This is a genomic window from Paraburkholderia sp. BR10882, assembly GCF_040948855.1.
In the GTDB taxonomy this organism is placed as follows: Bacteria; Pseudomonadota; Gammaproteobacteria; order Burkholderiales; family Burkholderiaceae; genus Paraburkholderia; species Paraburkholderia nodosa_A.
In genome coordinates this window covers 761,361-779,404 of sequence record NZ_JBFPKP010000001.1, presented here as the reverse complement: position 1 = coordinate 779,404, position 18,044 = coordinate 761,361, and the positions used below count along the sequence as shown (strand labels likewise).

Here is an 18,044-nt window from a genome sequence, read left to right as displayed (position 1 = left end):
GCCGCTGCGCCGGCGCCATGCGCTGCGGCGCGCTTGTGCGAGCGCTTCGCGGCCGGCCCCCTGTAGTGCGCTCCGCCAAGAGCCTTCGAGAACCCCGCTTCGAGAACCTGTTACCGACCTGACCGATGGATCAACAAGAAAAGCGCCCGGATTCCCCCCGTAAAGACACGACGCCGCAGTCCCCCGCTCCGGTCGCCGCGAGGCGCGGCAAGGGCAAGTTCATCGCACTGGGTGTGGTCATCGTGATCGCCGGCATCGTGCTCGCGCGCTGGCAGCCGTGGAACAAGGCGCTCTCGGGCGGCAACGCCGCACCGGCGGCCGGCGCGCACGCGCGGCGCGGCGGTCCAGGCGCCATGCCCAACATGCCGCAGCCCGTGAGCGTGGCGACGGCGAAGGCCGGCGACATGCCCATCGTCATCACCGCGCTCGGCACGGTCACGCCGCTTGCCGACATCACGGTGCGCACGCAACTATCCGGCACGCTTCAGGACGTGTACTTCCAGGAAGGCCAGATGGTGAAAAAGGGCGACGTGCTCGCCCAGATCGACCCGCGCCCCTACCAGATCTCGCTCGCCAACGCCGAAGGCCAGCTCGCGCGCGACCAGGCGCTGCTCGCCACGGCGCGCCTCGACCTCAAGCGCTACCAGACGCTGCTCTCGCAAGACTCGATCGCGAGCCAGCAGGTCGACACCCAGGCCTCGCTCGTCAAGCAATATGAGGGCACCGTCAAGTCCGATCAGGCCAGCGTCGATACCTACAAGCTCGACCTGACCTATGCGCGCATCACGGCGCCCGTCTCGGGCCGCGTGGGCCTGCGCCAGGTCGATCCGGGCAACTACGTGACGCCCAGCGACACCAACGGCATCGTCGTGCTCACGCAGCTCGAGCCGATCAGCGTGATCTTCACGACTTCGGAGGACAACCTGCCCCCCATCATGAAGCAGCTGCGCGCGGGCACGAAAATGTCGGTCACGGCCTACGACCGCAGCAACACGACGCTGCTCGAAGCCGGCTCGCTCCAGACCATCGACAACCAGATCGACACCACCACGGGCACCGTCAAGCTGCGCGCGAGCTTCACGAACCATGAGCAGGGGCTCTTTCCGAACCAGTTCGTGAACGCGCGCCTGCTCGTCGATACGATCCACGACGCCGTGATCGTGCCCACTTCGGCCGTGCTCAACGGCTCACAGGGGCAGTACGTCTATGTCGCGAAGCCCGATAACACGGTGACGGTGCGGCTCGTGAAGGTCGGCCCCGTCGATGCCGAACGCACCAGCATCGCCTCGGGCCTCACCGTGGGCGAGCGCGTCGTGACCGACGGCTCCGACCGTCTGCGCGAAGGCGCGAAGATCACGATTCCCGCCGAGCATCCGCAACACGCCAAGGGAGCGTCGGGAGCCGCGGGCGCGCAAGGCGCATCAGGGGCCAGCGCGGCCTCGGGCGCGCGTCATGGCCATCGCCACGCCTCGCAGACGCAAGCCCAGTAAGCCAGCATGAATCCATCCCGCGCCTTTATCCTGCGGCCGGTCGGCACGGCGCTGCTCATGGCGGCGATCATGCTGGTCGGTCTCGTCGCGCTGCGCTTTCTGCCGCTTTCCGCGCTGCCCGAAGTCGATTACCCGACCATCCAGGTGCAGACCTTCTACCCGGGGGCGAGTCCGGACGTGATGACGTCCTCGGTCACGGCGCCGCTCGAACGTCAGTTCGGGCAGATGCCGTCGCTCAACCAGATGTCGTCGCAGAGTTCGGCGGGCTCCTCGGTCATCACGCTCCAGTTCAGCCTCGACCTGCCGCTCGACGTGGCCGAACAGGAAGTGCAGGCCGCCATCAACGCGGCCGGCAACCTGCTGCCCTCGGACCTGCCCGCGCCGCCGATCTACGCCAAGGTCAACCCCGCCGACGCGCCGATCCTCACGCTCGCGATCACCTCGAAGACGCTACCGCTCACGCAGATCCAGGATCTCGCCGACACCCGCCTCGCGCAGAAAATCTCGCAGGTGGCGGGCGTGGGCCTCGTGAGCCTCTCGGGCGGCCAGCGCCCTGCCGTGCGCATCCAGGCGAATCCGCGCGCGCTCGCGGCCTACGGCCTGAACCTCGACGACCTGCGCACGAGCATTTCGAACCTGAACGTCAACACGCCCAAGGGCAACTTCGACGGCCCCACGCGCGCCTACACGATCAACGCGAACGACCAGCTGACCGACGCCGACGCCTACAAGGACGCGGTAATCGCCTACCGCAACGGCCGCCCCGTCATGCTCACCGATGTCGCGAACATCGTGCAGGGCGCGGAGAACACCAAGCTCGGCGCGTGGGCCGACGGCACCCCCGCCATCATCCTGAACGTGCAGCGCCAGCCGGGCGCGAACGTGATCCAGGTGGTGGACAGCATCAAGGCGCTGTTGCCGCAGTTGCAGGAGTCGCTGCCCTCTTCGCTCGACGTGCAGATCGTCACCGACCGCACCACCACGATCCGCGCCTCGGTGCGCGACGTGCAGTTCGAGCTGCTGATGTCGGTGGTGCTCGTGGTGCTCGTGATGTACCTGTTCCTCGCGAACATCTACGCCACGATCATTCCGAGCCTTTCGGTGCCGCTATCGCTGATCGGCACGCTCGCGGTCATGTACCTGTGCGGCTTCTCGCTCGACAACCTGTCGTTGATGGCGCTCACCATCGCGACCGGTTTCGTGGTGGACGACGCCATCGTCATGATCGAGAACATCGCGCGCTACGTGGAGGCGGGCGACACGCCGCTCGAAGCGGCGCTAAAGGGTTCGAAGCAGATCGGCTTCACCATCATCTCGCTGACGGTGTCCCTGATCGCCGTGCTGATTCCGCTGCTGTTCATGGGCGACGTGGTGGGCCGCCTGTTCCACGAATTCGCCATCACGCTCGCGGTGACGATCGTGATCTCGGCCGTGGTCTCGCTCACGCTCGTGCCGATGATGTGCGCGAAAATGCTGCGCCACACGCCGCCGCCCGAAAGCCACCGCTTCGAGGCGCGCGTGCACGCGTTCTTCGACTATGTGATCGGCCGCTACGGCGTGGCGCTCGAATGGGTGCTCGCACGCCAGCGCCTCACAATGATCGTGTTCCTCATCACACTCGTGCTCACCGGCATTCTCTACGTGATCGTGCCCAAGGGTTTCTTCCCCGTGCAGGACACGGGCGTGATCCAGGCCATCACCCAGATGCCGCAATCGGTGTCGTATGCGTCGATGGCCGAGCGCCAGCAGGCGCTCGCCGCGGAGATTCTCAAGAACGAGAACGTCGAGAGCCTCACCTCGTTCATCGGCGTGGACGGCACCAATATCACGCTCAACAGCGGTCGCATGCTCATCAACCTGAAGCCGCGCGACGACCGCAGCGAAACGGCGAGCGAGATCATCCGCGACCTGCAAACGAGCGTGGCCCACGTGCCGGGCGCGACGCTCTATATGCAGCCGGTGCAGGACCTCACGATCGACTCGACGGTGAGCCCCACGCAGTATCAGTTCATGCTCACCACGCCGAACATCCAGGACTTCACGACCTGGGTGCCGAAGCTCGTGCAGCGCCTGAAGCAACTGCCCGAACTCGCGGATGTGGCGACCGACCTGCAGGACCAGGGCAGCTCGGTGTTCATCGAGATCGACCGCGCGAGCGCCGCGCGCTACGGCATCACGCCCGCGACGGTGGATAACGCGCTCTACGACGCCTACGGCCAGCGCATCATCTCGACGATCTTCACGCAGTCGAACCAGTACCGCGTGATTCTGGAAGCCGATCCGGTTCTGCAGCACTACACCGACGCGCTGAATTCGATCTACCTGCCCTCCTCGACCTCGAGCACGGGCCAGGTGCCGCTCTCGGCCATCGCGAAGTTCCACGAGCGGCCCGCGCCGCTGCTCGTCACGCATCTCTCGCAGTTCCCGGCCACGACGATCTCGTTCAACCTGGCTCAGGGCTCCTCGCTCGGCGCGGCGGTGAAGGCGATCGAGCAGGCGGAAAAAGACATCGGCCTGCCGGGCTCGTTCCAGACCCGCTTCCAGGGCGCCGCGCTCGCGTTCCAGGCGTCGCTGTCCAACGAGCTGTTCCTGATCCTCGCGGCCATCGTCACGATGTATATCGTACTCGGCGTGTTGTACGAGAGCTTCGTGCATCCCATCACGATTCTCTCGACGCTGCCGTCGGCCGGGATCGGCGCTTTGCTCGCGCTGATCCTGACCGGGCACGACCTCGACATCATCGGCATCATCGGCATCGTGCTCTTGATCGGCATCGTGAAGAAAAACGCCATCATGATGATCGACTTCGCGCTCGAGGCCGAGCGCCACGAAGGCAAGCCGCCGCGCGAGGCGATCTACCAGGCGTGTCTGCTGCGCTTCCGGCCGATCATGATGACGACGATGGCGGCGCTGCTCGGCGCCGTGCCGCTGATCCTCGGCTACGGCGCGGGCAGCGAGCTGCGCCGGCCGCTCGGCATCGCGATTGCGGGCGGCCTGATCGTGAGCCAGGCGCTCACGCTCTTCACGACGCCGGTGATCTACCTCGCGTTCGACCGGATCGCGCAGCGTCTGCGCCAGCGCTTTGGCGGCGGTTCGCACGGCGCGGCGTCGTCTTCGTCGGAGAGCTGACGCGATGAATCTCTCGCGCCCGTTCATCTCGCGCCCCGTCGCGACCACGCTGCTCGCCGTCGGCATCGCGCTGGCCGGCCTCTTCGCGTTCACGAAGCTGCCGGTCGCGCCCTTGCCGCAGGTGGACTTTCCGACCATCTCCGTGCAGGCCACCTTGCCGGGCGCGAGCCCCGAGACGGTGGCAACCAGCGTGGCGAGCCCGCTGGAGCGGCATCTGGGCTCGATTGCCGACGTCTCGGAGATGACCTCGCAAAGCTCGGTGGGCAGCACGCGCATCACGCTGCAATTCGGCCTGAACCGCGACATCGACGGTGCGGCGCGCGACGTGCAGGCGGCGATCAACGCCGCGCGCGCGGACCTGCCCACGAGCCTGCGGCAGAACCCGACCTACCACAAGGTCAACCCCGCCGACGCGCCGATTCTGATTCTCGCGCTCACCTCGCCCACGTTGAGCGCGGGCCAGCTCTACGACTCGGCGGCGACGGTGCTGCAGCAGTCGCTCTCGCAGGTGGACGGCGTGGGCGAAGTCGACGTGAGCGGCTCGGCCAATCCGGCCGTGCGCGTGGAGCTGGAGCCGCATGCGCTCTTTCACTACGGCATCGGCCTCGAGGACGTGCGCGCCGCGCTCGCCTCGGCCAACGCGAACAGCCCCAAGGGCGATATCGAATTCGGTCCGCAGCGCTTTCAGCTCTACACCAATGACCAGGCGAGCAAGGCGAGCCAGTACAAGGACCTCGTGATCGCCTACCGCAACGGCGCGGGCGTGAAGCTCTCCGACGTGGGCGAAGTGGTCGATTCGGTGGAAGACCTGCGCAACATCGGACTCGCCAACGGCAAGCGTTCCGTGCTCGTGATCCTCTACCGCCAGCCGGGCGCGAACATCATCGAGACCGTGGACCGCGTGGTCGCCATGCTGCCGCAGCTCAAGGCGTCGCTGCCCGCCGACGTCGAGGTGATCCCGACGTCCGACCGCTCGGTCACGATCCGCTCCTCGCTCAAGGACACCGAGCGCACGCTCATGATCGCCGTGGCGCTCGTCGTGATGGTGGTGTTCCTGTTCCTGCGCAACTGGCGCGCGACGCTCATTCCGAGCGTGGCCGTGCCCATCTCGATCATCGGCACCTTCGCGGCGATGTACCTGATGGGCTTTTCGCTCGACAACCTCTCGCTGATGGCGCTCACCATCGCGACCGGCTTCGTCGTCGACGACGCCATCGTCGTGCTCGAGAACATCTCGCGGCATATCGAAAACGGCGTGCCGCGCATGAAGGCGGCGCTGCTCGGCGCGCGCGAGGTGGGCTTCACGGTGCTCTCGATCAGCGTCTCGCTCGTCGCCGTGTTCCTGCCTATTTTGCTGATGGGCGGCATTGTCGGGCGCCTGTTCCGCGAGTTCGCGCTCACGCTCTCGCTCGCCATTGCGGTTTCGCTCGCTGTATCGCTCACGCTCACGCCGATGATGTGCTCGCGCCTGCTCGAAGAAGCGCACGAGAAGAAGGAAGAAGGCCGCTTCGCGCAGTGGCTCGAGCGCGGCTTCCAGCGCATGCAGGGCGGCTACGAGCGCACGCTCGGGTGGGCGCTGGCGCATCCGTTCGTCATCCTGCTCACGCTCGTCGCGACCATCGCGCTGAACGTCGCGCTCTACGTGATCGTGCCCAAGGGCTTCTTCCCGCAGCAGGACACGGGGCGCCTCGTCGGCGGCATCCAGGCCGACCAGTCCACCTCGTTCCAGGCGATGAAGGTGAAGTTCGCCGAGATGATGCGCATCGTGCAGGCGAACCCCGCCGTGGAATCGGTCGCGGGATTCTCGGGCGGGCGCGCGACCAACTCGGGCTTCATGTTCGTCTCGCTCAAGCCCAAGAGCGAGCGCAAGATTTCCGCCGACGAAGTGATCGCGCAACTGCGCGGGCCGCTCTCGAACGTGGCGGGCGCGCGCACCTTCCTGCAAGCGGTGCAGGATATTCGCGTGGGCGGCCGGCAGTCGAACGCGCAGTACCAGTTCACGCTGCTCGCGGACAACACCGCCGACCTCTACAAGTGGGGGCCGAAGCTCACCGAAGCGCTGCAGGCGCGCCCCGAACTCGCCGACGTGAATTCGGACCAGCAGCAAGGCGGCCTCGAATCGATGATCAACATCGACCGGCAGAGCGCCGCGCGGCTGAACATCACGCCCTCGCAGATCGACAACACGCTTTACGACGCGTTCGGCCAGCGCCAGGTCTCGACGATCTACAACCCGCTCAACCAGTACCACGTGGTGATGGAAGTCGCGCCGAAGTACTGGCAGAGCCCGACCATGCTCAACGAGATCTGGGTGAGCACCTCGGGCGGCACGGCGAGCGGCGCGCAGAGCACCAACGCGACGGCGGGCACGGTGACGGGCCCCACCACCGCCAAGACGGGCGGCACGGCCGCCACCACGGCGTCGAGCGCCGCGGCCATCGCAGCCGACTCCGCGCGCAACCTCGCGACCAACTCGCTCGCCGCGAGCGGCAAGTCGAGCGCGTCGTCGGGCGCGGCTGTGTCCACGTCGAAGGAAACGATGGTGCCGCTCTCGTCGATCGCCTCGTTCGGCCCCGGCACGACGCCGCTTTCGGTGAATCACCAGAGCCAGTTCGTGGCCTCGACGATCTCGTTCAACCTGCCGCCCGGCAAATCGCTCTCCGACGCCACCCAGGCGATCTACGACACGATGGGCGAGATCGGCATGCCCGCGACGATCCACGGCAGCTTCCAGGGCACGGCGCAGGCGTTCCAGCAGTCGCTGGACAACCAGCCGCTGCTGATTCTCGCGGCGCTCGCGGCCGTGTATATCGTGTTGGGCATTCTGTACGAGAGCTATATCCACCCGCTCACGATTCTCTCCACCCTGCCCTCGGCGGGCGTGGGCGCGCTGCTCGCGCTGCTGCTCTTCAAGACGGAGTTCAGCATCATCGCGCTGATCGGCGTGATTCTGCTGATCGGCATTGTGAAGAAGAACGCGATCATGATGGTGGACTTCGCGATCCAGGCCTCGCGTGAGGGGCTGAGTTCGCGCGACGCGATTCACCAGGCCTGCCTGCTGCGCTTCCGGCCGATCATGATGACGACCTGCGCGGCGCTGCTCGGCGCGCTGCCGCTCGCGTTCGGGCGCGGCGAAGGTGCGGAGTTGCGCGCGCCGCTCGGTATCTCGATCGTGGGCGGGCTGATCGTGAGCCAGATGCTCACGCTCTATACGACGCCGGTGGTGTACCTGTACATGGACCGGCTGCGCGTGTGGTGGGATGCGAAGCGCGGGCGCGCGGCGCCCGCGGCGCAAGTGGAGTGAGCGAGCGCTCCCTCAGTAGAAGACGGCTGAAGCGTGGCTTCAGCCGTTTTTTTATGCGCGTGCCTGGCGAGGCCGCGGCTGGCGCAAATGTGCGGGCAGGCAACGCACGATCAGGTGCAGCACGAGCGGCACGATGATGCCGTCGTCCACGACACCGGCGACCGGCATCGCGATGTTGAACGGGTCGAGCGCATAGAGCGCGAGCAGCGCCGTGGCGGGCACGAGCCACACGGGACGCCCCGGCTGGCGCAGCGCGTGCCAAAGCACGCGCGCATCGCCCTTCACCACATGCCATAGCAACGCGATACGTTTCATCTGCTTTCTCCTTGCGGCTGGCGCGATCGATGCGATCGGTGCGCTCGCCGACTCAATGCTGCTCGTGACCCGGTGCGTCCGAGCGCGAGGTCCTGATCACGAGCCCATCCGGCGCGAAATGGGCGTTGAACATGCCGTCCCCCGCCACACCGCCTTCGGCCCAGTGCCAGCTCCATACTTCCTCGTGGCTCAGCGCATATTTTGCTACCGTGGCCGGCTTGCCGAGCAGGCGCCGCACTTCGTCCTGCGTCATGCCAGGCACGACCTGAGCGATATTCTGCGCCGTGAGCGCCTGGGTCATCGCCACGAGCTTGCCGTTCGCGTCGAAGTCGAGCATCCACGTGGTGAGGCCGTTGGGCCCGCGCGGGTATTCGAGGCGCTGCGCGCCGTCGTCGTCCTCCCACACCATTTCGGGCTTGCCCGCCTGCCGGCGCACGTCCTCGACCGTCGACACGCCAATGCGCAGGCCGCCGAACGCCATCGAATCGGGCTTGATCGCGTTGACGGCGTCGGCGACCTTTTGCTGGTCGCAGGCCGCGAGCAGCGTGGCGCAGACAGCGATCAACGCCGCCGCGATCCAGGGTTTTCGTGACATATCCAGTCTGCGTTGCCGGGAAGTAGTTGGGACAGCGCTGCGCCCGGATCGTTCAGCGCCGCCGCCGCGCTCAGAGTTTTTGCGCAATCGCCAGCGTGAAAATACGCGCCCAGCGCTTCGCTTCGCGCTCGCTTGGCATCGGCAATTGCCAGAGCGGGCGCTTCGGGTCGGCCACTCGCAGCGCCACGTGCCAGCCGTTGGCATCGCGCGCCGCCTGGGCGCCTTGCAGGTCGGCGAAGATATACGCGCCATGTGCGCCGCCCTGCGTCAGCTCGCAGAAGCGCTTGCCCGCCGCGAGACGGGCCTCGCCCCAGGCGCCGGCCACGCGGTGTGTCCAGTCGCCTTCGCCGCGCACATTGGGCGCCACGTCGCGCATCCGGCGCCACACCCAGGCGATGAGCGCGGCGAACAACGCTGCGGCAACCACCGCTGCGCCCACGGCAACGCCCGTGCCGAAGTGCGCCGCGATGGCGTTGAAGGACCAGTACGCGCCGTAGACGAGCGCGGCAAAGGCAAGTAGAACGACGACGATCGGCATGCGAGGGATCCGTGCGGCGGGAGAGAAAAACCAGGGGCGAAACGCGGAGGGACGACTGGGACAGATCGCGACGAGGCCCGCGCGCGTGGCGGGCCCCATGGCTTACTACGTTTGCGATAACTTGCGATCCCTACTGCTGCGGATGCTGCGCGGCCCACTCCTTCAAGGCGCGCAACGTGTTACTCACGTGCTGGTCCGGCGACAGGCTCGTGTATTCGTAGATGATCTTGCCGTCCGGCGCGATCACATACGACACGCGATTGGCCATCGACTCGTGCAGCGGCATCGACGCGTCGTACGACTTGATGATCTTCGAGTCTTCGTCGGCGGCAACCGGGAACTTGCTGCGGCACTCGCTCACCGAAAACTTCGTGAGCGTGTCGATGTTGTCGTGCGAAACGCCGATCACGGTCGCACCGTACTGCTTGTACTGATCGACCGCTTCAGCGAATTCGTGCGCCTCGATCGTGCAGCCCTTCGTGAACGCAGCCGGATAGAAGTACACCACCACTGGCCCCTTCTTGAGCTCCGAAGCGAGCGAATAGGTGTAGGTCTTGCCGCCCAGCGATGCCTGGGTCGTGAAGTCGGGGGCGGAATCGCCTGGCTTGAGCGTTGCCTGCGCAGACAGCGTAAAGAGCGCAAGCCCGGCGCAGACGAGCGCCGCGGCTCCCGCCGCAAAGAACCTCGGTTTCATGTCAAATGCCCTCGAGTTGAATCGCCACGCCGGCGCGCGTTTTGCCCGCGGGTCTTGCCCATCATGCAAATGAGACGCATGACGCCGCGACGATACCGATATTGGATCACACAATTGCGGCACTCGCAGCGCGTCCCCCGGGCGCAAACCTGACAAGCTGTATTCAACCCTCGGCATAAGCCGTGAACCACGCGCCGGCCCACAGGTTCAACTCGCCGAGCAGCGGCGGCGTGAGCGCATTGAACATGCCCCCCGCCTCGCGCGCGAGGCGCTGCGCGCCGTCGTGATCGCCGCGCTCGGCCGCGGTCGCGATGCGCAGCAGCGTACCGAGCTCGCCGCGATGACCGTCGACGGCCTCGACGATCTCGCGTGCAAGGCCGAGACGATCGAGCGTGTGCTCGGGCGTCGAGCCGACCAGCACGTGCACGAGCGAGAAGATGCCGGTCATGAAGGCGGCATCGGCAAAATCGGGGTCCTGCGGGCTCAGGCTGCGCGCGGCAAGTTCCATGAAATGCGAGCGCGTGCCCGCGAGCTGCACGAGCGGGTCCGAGCCCCACGGCAGGTCGCGTCCGCTCGCGTAGAGCAGCAGTTGCGCCCAGCGCGCGATCTGGCGCGTGCCCGCCGCGAGCACCGCTTCGCGCAGCGACGAAATCGGCCGCCCCGGCGAGTACGCGCTCGAATTGACGAGACGCAACAGTTGCACCACTACGCCGGGGTGGCTGCGCAGTTCGCGCTCGAGTTCAGCCGTGCCGACGTCGTTGGCGACCAGCGCGAGCAGGCGCACGAGCGCGAGGCGCGACGCGCGCACGCGCGGCGCGCGCAGCACCTGCGGGCGCGCGAAGAAGTAGCCCTGAAACAGCTCGAAGCCGAGCGACGAGGCCAGCTCGAAGTCCTCGCCCGTCTCGACCTTCTCGGCGATCAGCGTCTTGCCGTGCGCGGCGAGGCTCGCGACGAGCCCAGGCAATGCCGCGCGCTCGGTCTGCAGCAGGTCGACCTTGATGATGTCCGCGTAGGGCAACGCGCGCAGCAGGTTCTCCGTGATCTCGCACACGTCGTCGAAGGCAATGCGGTAGCCGGCGCGCCGCAGTTGCGCGAGACGCTCCAGCACCGCGGCGTCGAAGCGCACGTGTTCAAGCACCTCCAGCACGAAGCGGCCAGGCGGCAGCAGATGCACGATGTCGTCGAACAGCAACTCGCGGCTGATATTGACATAGCCGTAGTGACGGCCAAGCACCGCGGGCACGCCGAGCTGGCCGATCGTGCGGGTCATCACCTGGGCCGTGGCGAGCGCGTCGTCGTCGACGTCCGCGCGGTTCTGCGCGCCGCCGCGGAACAGCAGTTCATAGGCGTTGAGCGCGCCATTGCGATCGAGAATAGGCTGCCGCCCGAGATAGACGAACGGCTGCGGACCCGTTGATGACCCGGTAGCAAGGTCCGGTTGTGAAGCTGACGGCATAGAAGGCGCGGAACCAGGGGTGCCCCTGCCCGCATCGTCTCGCGCAGCCTCGCTTGCCGGCGCGGCAAACGCTGACGATGAATCGGACATGGCGGATGACTCGTACGGATGGAATGGCCGGTAATGGCCGCCGACGCGCCGGGCCGCCCCTGCGGCCCGCAAGACGGGCGCTTCACGCGCGCCGACCCATCGCGCATGGCGAACGGCGTCTCGACCGGCGCCACTTTAACCGAATCTGGACGCCACCGCACCGATCTCCCGTCACGTTTATGCGTTAGGTGTTTTTTCGGTCGCCGCGGCTAAAGATTTCCCGTCCCGGGTCGATAACTTGCTCTGATGGGCGGCTTCAGCCGGACGTGGAAACCGGCCGGGATGCCACAGACAAACAAAGGGTTGCCAGCGACAGACATGGAAGCGAACAGGATCTCCGCGCCCCGCGAGGGCTGGTTGCGCACGGTCGTCGACCGGTTTTACGCGCTTGCCGGCCTCAAGGGCGTTGCCGGCGACCCGCCCATGCCTGGCGACGCGAACGCCTCACATGCCGCGCAGGCGCAGAGCGCGGCGCGCGCAGCCGAAACAGCCGACGACAAAGCCGCCGCGCCGCTCGTGCCCCCCTCGCCTCCCGCCGCCGAACCCGACTACGCCGACGCCGTTTCGCTCTCGTTCGAGAACACGGCCGCCGCGGTGGACTTCCTCGTTCACGTGGACGCGAGGCTGCACTTTCTCTACGTCTCCGACGCGAGCCTGCGCTTCGCGGGATATCACCGCGAGTTCCTGCTCGGCGCGACGCTCGCCGACATCGTCACGCCCGAGCATCACGAGCGCCTCGAAGCGCTGATCGCGCGCGCCGCGCACAGCGGCGCCGTGGAAAAGGACACCATCGACCTCGTCAAGGCGCTCACCTACCCGCTTCCCGTGGAGCTGCGCGTGCAGCGCGCCCAGTATGGCGAGACGACCGGCTTCGCCGTGGCGGGCTTCGACGTCTCCGGCTGGCAGGGCACCGAGGCCGCGCTCACGCACGCGCTCCATCACGATCCGCTCACCGGTCTGCCCAACCAGACCGCGCTCGCGCCCGAGCTGCAGCGCGCCCAGGCCGACGCGGACCATTTCGGCGTGCCGGTGGCGCTGCTGCTGCTCGACCTCGACGACTATCAGCGCGTGAACCGCGCGCTAGGCTACGACGCCGGCGACGAGCTGCTGCGCGAGACCGCGCGGCGCCTCACCCACCTCGCGCTGCAGGGCGAGATGATCGCGCGCATCGGCAGCGACGAGTTCGCCATCCTGATCACGCCGCAACGCCACGCCGCGCCCGACGAAGTGCGCGCCGCCGCCGAAGCGCTCGGCCGCCGCCTGCTCACCTCCATCCTGCAGCCGTACTCGTTTCGCAACCAGCCCGTGCACCTTTCGGCGAGCATCGGCATTGCCTTCCATCCCGACCAGCGCACGGACGCCTCCGGGGCGGGCGAGGGCGAGGCCGATGCCAGCGCCGACACCACGCCGCTCATCCGCCGCGCGGACCAGGCGCTGCAGCAGGCCAAGGCGATCGGCGGCAACACGCTGACGTTGCACGTGCCCGTCGACGATCCCACCGACGCCATACGCCTGAAGCTGGAGTCGGACCTCTACGACGGTGTGCGCAACGGCGAATTCTCGCTACACTTCCAGCCCATCACGAGCAGCGCTTCGCGCGGCGTGGTCGGCGTGGAGGCATTGATCCGCTGGCAACATCCATTGCACGGTCTCGTGCCGCCATCAACGTTTATTCCGCTTGCGGAATCCGTCGGCCTGATTAATTATCTCGGCAACTGGGTTTTGAAGGCTGCCTGTATGCAACTGACCCAATGGGACGAGCAAGGCATCGAGCTGCAGTACGTAGCGGTCAATGTCTCGCCCCAGCAGTTCCGCAATCCGCGGTTCAGGGAAAGTGTCGAGGAGGCGATCGAGCTCACCGGGGTCGACCCGGCCCGGCTGGTGTTCGAGATCACCGAAAGCCTGCTCATGCACGATCCGCAGCATGCGAAAACGCTGCTCGAAGAGCTCACCTCGCTTGGCATTCGCTTCGCGGTGGACGACTTCGGCACGGGGTATTCGAGTCTGGCGTACCTGCAGCGCTTCCCGCTCTCGAAGCTGAAGATCGATCGAAGCTTCGTCGAGAACCTCATCACTTCGCGCAACGATCAGGCGATCGTCAACGCGGTGGTGGGGCTCGCGCGTACGCTCGATCTCGAACTCGTGGCAGAGGGCGTGGAGACGGAGGCGCAGCGCGAGCTGCTGACGAACATGGGTTGCGAGCATATCCAGGGATGGCTCGTCTGCAAGGCGCTGCCTTCAGAAGAATTGCAGCAGCGCTTCGTTTCGGGTGCGTTGCACGTGCACGAGGTGCAATGATGCGGGCATCGCAAACAGCAGGGCTTTCGCGAAATTGACATGGTTCAGATGGTAAAGGCCGTCCTGCTAGACCGCTTGTGGGCCCGCATGAATGAACGCGGGGACTTCCCCTTGCTGTCGCAATCGCTGCGTACCACAGTCGCGGCGATGACCAACGACGATTACGATTTCAGCGCGCTCGTGAAGGTCGTGCTCTCGGATTTCGCGCTCACGCAGAAGGTGCTGCGTCTCGCGAATTCGGCCATGTACATGGCGTTCGGCGGCAACATCACGACCGTCACGCGCGCGCTGATGGTCCTCGGCATGGACGCGGTCGGCCATCTCGTCGTCGGCCTGAAGATCGTCGATCACTTTCACCACAGCGCGCCGCGTCGCATCGACGCCAAGCTCGAACTGAACCGCACCATGCTCTCGGGCTGCGTCGCACGCAAGCTCACCGAGCACGGCGACCTGCGCGCGGGCGAAGAGGCCGTGGTCTGCACGCTCATGCGCCAGGTGGGCAAGCTGCTCGTGGTGTTCTATCTCGAGCCCGAGTGGGACCAGATCCGCCGCGAGATCGACGAAGGCGCGAGCGACGACGAGGCCTGCCTCGAAGTGCTCGGCGTGACCTTCGAAGAGCTCGGCCTCGAAGCCGCCACGCGCTGGCGCCTGCCCGACACGATCCGTGCGGGCATGCGCCAGTACGACCCGGCCGACAAGGAACCGCGCGACGTGCAGTGGCTGCGCGCCATCACCAACTATTCGACGGAAGTCGCGCGCGTGCTGACCACGCAGGGCCTCTCGGAAGAGATGCGCGAGACGCATATCGCCGAACTCGCGCAGCACTACGGCCGCGCGCTCTCGACCGATGCCGACGTGCTCGTGCAGATGAGCCTTGCGCTTGCGCGCGAAGAAGCCGAAGACGGCGTTATGCGCGAGATCGTCGAATTGCGCGCCAATGCCGACGCCATCGCTCGCGAAGCGCTCGATCCCGAGGCGCGCATTGCGGCCGGCGTCGAGGACCTGCGCGCATTGCCGGCGGACAGCGCGCTGAGCACCGCCCTCACGCTCGCGACCGAAACCGTGCTCGCGGGCCTGGGTTTTGCCCGCAGCGTGGTATTCGTGCGACGCGGGGCGAACATGTTCGAGGCGCAGCACGGCTTCGGCCCGCACATGGGCGACGTGCTGCCCAAGCTCGCGTTTTCCGCCGCGTTCCAGCCCGACGTGTTTCACCTCGCCATCGCGAACAAGGTCGGCATTTTCATCGAGAATGCGCGCGATGCGAAGATACTCGCGCGCCTGCCCGGGTGGTATCGCTCGAGCTTCGACGACGCGCGCGCGTTCGTCCTGCTGCCCGTGGGCGCGCCTGGCGTCGAGCCCGTGGCGCTGATGTACGGCGACTGGCTCGTGACCCAGGAGCCACGCCGCATTTCACAGAAAGAGATGAGCGCGCTGAACGATCTCGCGCAGCAGCTCGCGCGCTTCTTCACCCACGTACCGCTAACCGCCTGACTCCGACTGAGTCACGACTGCGCGCGGCGCCGCATCGCTTTGCGGCACCGCCCCGCCCGCTCAATCCTCGATCCGCTCCAGCCCCTCGTCTTCCGCATCGCGGCCGGACGTGCCTGCCCATTCCGCGGCCGTGAGCGAGATCGCCGCGACGGTTGCGGCGTCGAGCGGCTCGAGTTCCGCGCACAGCGCGTCCACACGGGCCCAGTCCGCACGCTCCAGCGCCTCGGAAAGTTCGAGCAGCCGCCCGAGCGCGCCTTCACGCTTCACGATCGCCGTGCGGATCGGCTTGGCCAGCGTGAGCACTTCGAGCGTGCTTTCGAGCGGACCGCCGAACACCGCCTCGACGAACGAGAACACCCCCACGAGGAACGCCGCGTCTTCCTCTTCGAGATGTGCCTTGGCAAGTTGCGTCACCGCGATCTCCATGAAGCGCGCGCGCGTGGCCACGAGTTGCAGCAGCGGGTCGTCTTCGGCGGCGATCTTGCGGCCGTCCGCGTAGAGCAGCATCTGCGTCCAGCGCGCGATCGCGTTGGTGCCGGTCGCATTGATCGCCTCGCGCAGCGTCGTCACCTTGCGGCCGATGTTCATGCTGCCCGAGTTGGCAAGCCGCATCAGATGCATCACGAGCACGGGGTTGAGCTTCAGCTCCGCTTCGAGCTGCGCGACGGTGGGCTCGGCCGCGAGCAGATGCAGCAGGTTCAGCAGCGCCTGGCGCGGCGCGCTCGAGCGGCGCGCGCCACCGTGCGGTTTCGCGAAGAAGTAGCCCTGGAAGCGGTCGAAACCGAGCTCGTGCGCGCGCTGATAGTCGGCCTGGGTCTCGACGCCCATGGCCACGAGAAGCTTGCCCGCCGCCTTCATCACGCTCGCGAACTTCGGCAGCACCGCGGGCGCGATCTCGCGGATATCGATCTTGATGGCGTCCACATACGGCAGCAGTTTCGCGAGCGACTCGTCCGCCTTCGACACATGGTCGAGCGCGAAGCGGTAGCGGCGGCGGTGCAGTTCGACGAGCCGCGCGATCAGATCCGCATCCGCGCCGATGTCCACGGGCAACTCGAGCATGACGCGCTCGGGGCTCACGCGCTGCAGACTGTCGTGAAAAAGCGCGTCGCGAGTCATGTCGAGCCACGCGGGATGGCCCGCGAGCGAGGCGCGCAAGGCGGGTGCGGCGAAGCTTTTGAGGAGCGCGGTGCTCGTGGCGGAAGGCTTGGGCGGCAGGCTCGAGGCCTGGTCTTTGGCGGCCGCTTCGGCCTCTTGTGCGATTTCGGCGCTTTCGCGCCGGTCCACGAGGCGCGGCGACGTCTCGAACGCACAGAGGAGCCCCTCCCGGTCGAGCATCGGCTGGCGCGCGAAATACACGTCGATGGGCGGGCCGGCTTGTTCCGGCGCCTGCGTGCTGCCCGCGACTTCCGACATCTGCGGCCGGTCTGCGGCGTTCAAGCTCATGGGGTCCCCCGCGCGGCGCCGCGCGCATGGCGGCGCCCTGGTCTTGTTTCTTGGCATGCCGCAACCGTTTGCGCCTGGCACAGATCGCGCACCCGACGCGGCACTTTCTTGGCTCGATTTTATCCTGGCAAGTAAGGCGCGGAAATGAAGTTCTGCGCAATCCGCGGGATTTTTTTGCAGTTTTTGCAGTGCCACACGCGTCGCTTGCACCGCGTTGCCGCTCGACGCACGAACGATTTGATACGCAATCCGAAGCAAAGACGCGAAAAAAACCGACCGGCTGGATTTCGTCCAGCCAGTCGGTCTATCGGCGGTACTGGTCGATTACTTGAGCACGACCTTCACGTCGAAATACCTCGCCGCGATGCGGTCGATCGTGCCGTCCGCTTTCAGGTCCTTGAGCGCACCGTTCAGCGCTGCCTTGAGCGCTGCGTCGTTCTTGCGCACACCGTAGCCCACGCCCTCGCCGAGCAGCTTCGCATCAACGACCTGCGGGCCCGCGAACGCGAAAGCCGCGCCCTGCGGCTTGTTCAGGAAGCCCTTGGAAGCGGCTTCGGCGTCCAGAAACGAGGCGTCGAGGCGGCCCGAAACGAGATCCGCGTAGATCTGGTCCTGCGTCGGGTACGGCACGACGTCGACGCCCGCGGGCGCCCACTTCGCTTTCGCGTAGGTCTCCTGGATCGTGCCCTGGAGCACGCCCACGTGCTTGCCCTTGAGCGACTCGGGCGTGGGCTGCAGCGTGCTGCCCTTCTTCGCGATCATCTGGTTCGGGATTGCGTAGATCGGGTCGGTGAAGTCGATGGCCTGGCGGCGCTGGTCCGTGATCGACATGTCGGAATTGATCGCGGCGAACTTGCGCGCCTGCAGCGCCGGAATCAGGCCGTCGAACGAGTTTTCCACCCACACGCACTTTGCCTTGAGCTTCGCGCAGACGGCATTGCCCACGTCGATATCGAAGCCCTGCAGTTCGCCCGCGGGCGACTTCGATTCGAACGGCGCGTACGACGCCTCCACGCCAAAGCGGACTTCCTTGATATCGGCGGCGTGTGCGGCCCCTGCCGCGCCTGCCGTCATGGCGCCCGCGCAGAATGCGAGCGTTGCCAGCTTGTTCCAGTTCGTCTTCATCAGTGTCTCTTTCCAGTCAGATTGGGTGCGTCGGCGAAACCCGTTCTTGCAGCTTCATGGTTGGATTCGCGGC

12 protein-coding genes are annotated in these 18,044 nt (G+C 66.6%); 5 read left to right on the top strand and 7 right to left on the bottom strand.

Annotated elements, in window-relative coordinates; translation table 11 throughout:
• Positions 1-125: 125 nt before the first annotated feature.
• Genes AB3X99_RS03575 through AB3X99_RS03565 form a run of 3 tightly spaced genes read left to right on the top strand, consistent with a single transcriptional unit; the run spans position 126 to position 7,923 of the window.
• Positions 126-1,490, top strand: a complete 1,365-nt coding sequence (locus AB3X99_RS03575) for an MdtA/MuxA family multidrug efflux RND transporter periplasmic adaptor subunit (RefSeq protein WP_368616128.1) — start codon at positions 126-128, stop codon at positions 1,488-1,490.
• Positions 1,491-1,496: 6 nt separating this feature from the next.
• A complete protein-coding gene (locus AB3X99_RS03570; RefSeq protein ID WP_368616127.1) occupies positions 1,497-4,619 on the top strand; it encodes an MdtB/MuxB family multidrug efflux RND transporter permease subunit in 3,123 nt (1,040 codons plus the stop codon).
• Positions 4,620-4,623: 4 nt separating this feature from the next.
• Positions 4,624-7,923, top strand: coding sequence for an efflux RND transporter permease subunit (locus tag AB3X99_RS03565; RefSeq protein ID WP_368616126.1), 3,300 nt, complete (start codon positions 4,624-4,626; stop codon positions 7,921-7,923).
• A gap of 51 nt (positions 7,924-7,974) precedes the next feature.
• Here AB3X99_RS03565 and AB3X99_RS03560 read toward each other — a convergent pair whose 3' ends face one another.
• The 5 genes from AB3X99_RS03560 to AB3X99_RS03540 all read right to left on the bottom strand — a co-directional run bounded on the left by AB3X99_RS03560 (position 7,975) and on the right by AB3X99_RS03540 (position 11,521).
• Positions 7,975-8,238: a hypothetical protein gene (locus AB3X99_RS03560; RefSeq protein ID WP_069267900.1), complete on the bottom strand. Its 264-nt coding sequence runs from the start codon at positions 8,236-8,238 to the stop codon at positions 7,975-7,977.
• A gap of 52 nt (positions 8,239-8,290) precedes the next feature.
• Positions 8,291-8,833, bottom strand: coding sequence for an outer membrane protein assembly factor BamE (bamE, locus tag AB3X99_RS03555; protein WP_342945582.1), 543 nt, complete (start codon positions 8,831-8,833; stop codon positions 8,291-8,293).
• Between the two features lie 70 nt (positions 8,834-8,903).
• Positions 8,904-9,371, bottom strand: coding sequence for a hypothetical protein (locus AB3X99_RS03550; RefSeq protein ID WP_069267902.1), 468 nt, complete (start codon positions 9,369-9,371; stop codon positions 8,904-8,906).
• Positions 9,372-9,501: 130 nt separating this feature from the next.
• Complete coding sequence (locus AB3X99_RS03545; RefSeq protein ID WP_342945580.1) at positions 9,502-10,065, bottom strand: peroxiredoxin; 564 nt, start codon at positions 10,063-10,065, stop codon at positions 9,502-9,504.
• 163 nt (positions 10,066-10,228) lie between these two features.
• Entirely contained in the window at positions 10,229-11,521 is a 1,293-nt protein-coding gene (locus tag AB3X99_RS03540; RefSeq protein ID WP_368610317.1) for an EAL and HDOD domain-containing protein, read from the bottom strand.
• A 408-nt stretch (positions 11,522-11,929) separates the two neighbouring features.
• Here AB3X99_RS03540 and AB3X99_RS03535 point away from each other — a divergent pair, with 408 nt between their 5' ends.
• Both AB3X99_RS03535 and AB3X99_RS03530 read left to right on the top strand, forming a co-directional pair.
• Positions 11,930-13,909, top strand: coding sequence for a putative bifunctional diguanylate cyclase/phosphodiesterase (locus tag AB3X99_RS03535; RefSeq protein WP_368616125.1), 1,980 nt, complete (start codon positions 11,930-11,932; stop codon positions 13,907-13,909).
• 48 nt (positions 13,910-13,957) lie between these two features.
• Complete coding sequence (locus AB3X99_RS03530; protein WP_342945998.1) at positions 13,958-15,400, top strand: HDOD domain-containing protein; 1,443 nt, start codon at positions 13,958-13,960, stop codon at positions 15,398-15,400.
• 60 nt (positions 15,401-15,460) lie between these two features.
• Here AB3X99_RS03530 and AB3X99_RS03525 read toward each other — a convergent pair whose 3' ends face one another.
• Together AB3X99_RS03525 and AB3X99_RS03520 are read right to left on the bottom strand one after the other, a co-directional pair.
• Positions 15,461-16,816, bottom strand: coding sequence for an EAL and HDOD domain-containing protein (locus AB3X99_RS03525; protein WP_368616262.1), 1,356 nt, complete (start codon positions 16,814-16,816; stop codon positions 15,461-15,463).
• Between the two features lie 354 nt (positions 16,817-17,170).
• Positions 17,171-17,971 (bottom strand): ABC transporter substrate-binding protein, encoded by an 801-nt coding sequence (locus tag AB3X99_RS03520; protein ID WP_368616124.1) that lies wholly within the window; start codon positions 17,969-17,971, stop codon positions 17,171-17,173.
• Between the last annotated feature and the right edge of the window lie 73 nt (positions 17,972-18,044).

What these genes read in the sequence shown, in the direction of transcription:
- AB3X99_RS03575 (WP_368616128.1), top strand. Translation starts at nt 126, where the DNA reads ATGGATCAACAAGAAAAGCGCCCGGATTCCCCCCGTAAAGACACGACG.
- AB3X99_RS03570 (WP_368616127.1), top strand. Translation starts at nt 1,497, where the DNA reads ATGAATCCATCCCGCGCCTTTATCCTGCGGCCGGTCGGCACGGCGCTG.
- AB3X99_RS03565 (WP_368616126.1), top strand. Translation starts at nt 4,624, where the DNA reads ATGAATCTCTCGCGCCCGTTCATCTCGCGCCCCGTCGCGACCACGCTG.
- AB3X99_RS03560 (WP_069267900.1), bottom strand. Translation starts at nt 8,238, where the DNA reads ATGAAACGTATCGCGTTGCTATGGCATGTGGTGAAGGGCGATGCGCGC.
- bamE (WP_342945582.1), bottom strand. Translation starts at nt 8,833, where the DNA reads ATGTCACGAAAACCCTGGATCGCGGCGGCGTTGATCGCTGTCTGCGCC.
- AB3X99_RS03550 (WP_069267902.1), bottom strand. Translation starts at nt 9,371, where the DNA reads ATGCCGATCGTCGTCGTTCTACTTGCCTTTGCCGCGCTCGTCTACGGC.
- AB3X99_RS03545 (WP_342945580.1), bottom strand. Translation starts at nt 10,065, where the DNA reads ATGAAACCGAGGTTCTTTGCGGCGGGAGCCGCGGCGCTCGTCTGCGCC.
- AB3X99_RS03540 (WP_368610317.1), bottom strand. Translation starts at nt 11,521, where the DNA reads ATGCCGTCAGCTTCACAACCGGACCTTGCTACCGGGTCATCAACGGGT.
- AB3X99_RS03535 (WP_368616125.1), top strand. Translation starts at nt 11,930, where the DNA reads ATGGAAGCGAACAGGATCTCCGCGCCCCGCGAGGGCTGGTTGCGCACG.
- AB3X99_RS03530 (WP_342945998.1), top strand. Translation starts at nt 13,958, where the DNA reads ATGGTAAAGGCCGTCCTGCTAGACCGCTTGTGGGCCCGCATGAATGAA.
- AB3X99_RS03525 (WP_368616262.1), bottom strand. Translation starts at nt 16,816, where the DNA reads ATGTCGGAAGTCGCGGGCAGCACGCAGGCGCCGGAACAAGCCGGCCCG.
- AB3X99_RS03520 (WP_368616124.1), bottom strand. Translation starts at nt 17,971, where the DNA reads ATGAAGACGAACTGGAACAAGCTGGCAACGCTCGCATTCTGCGCGGGC.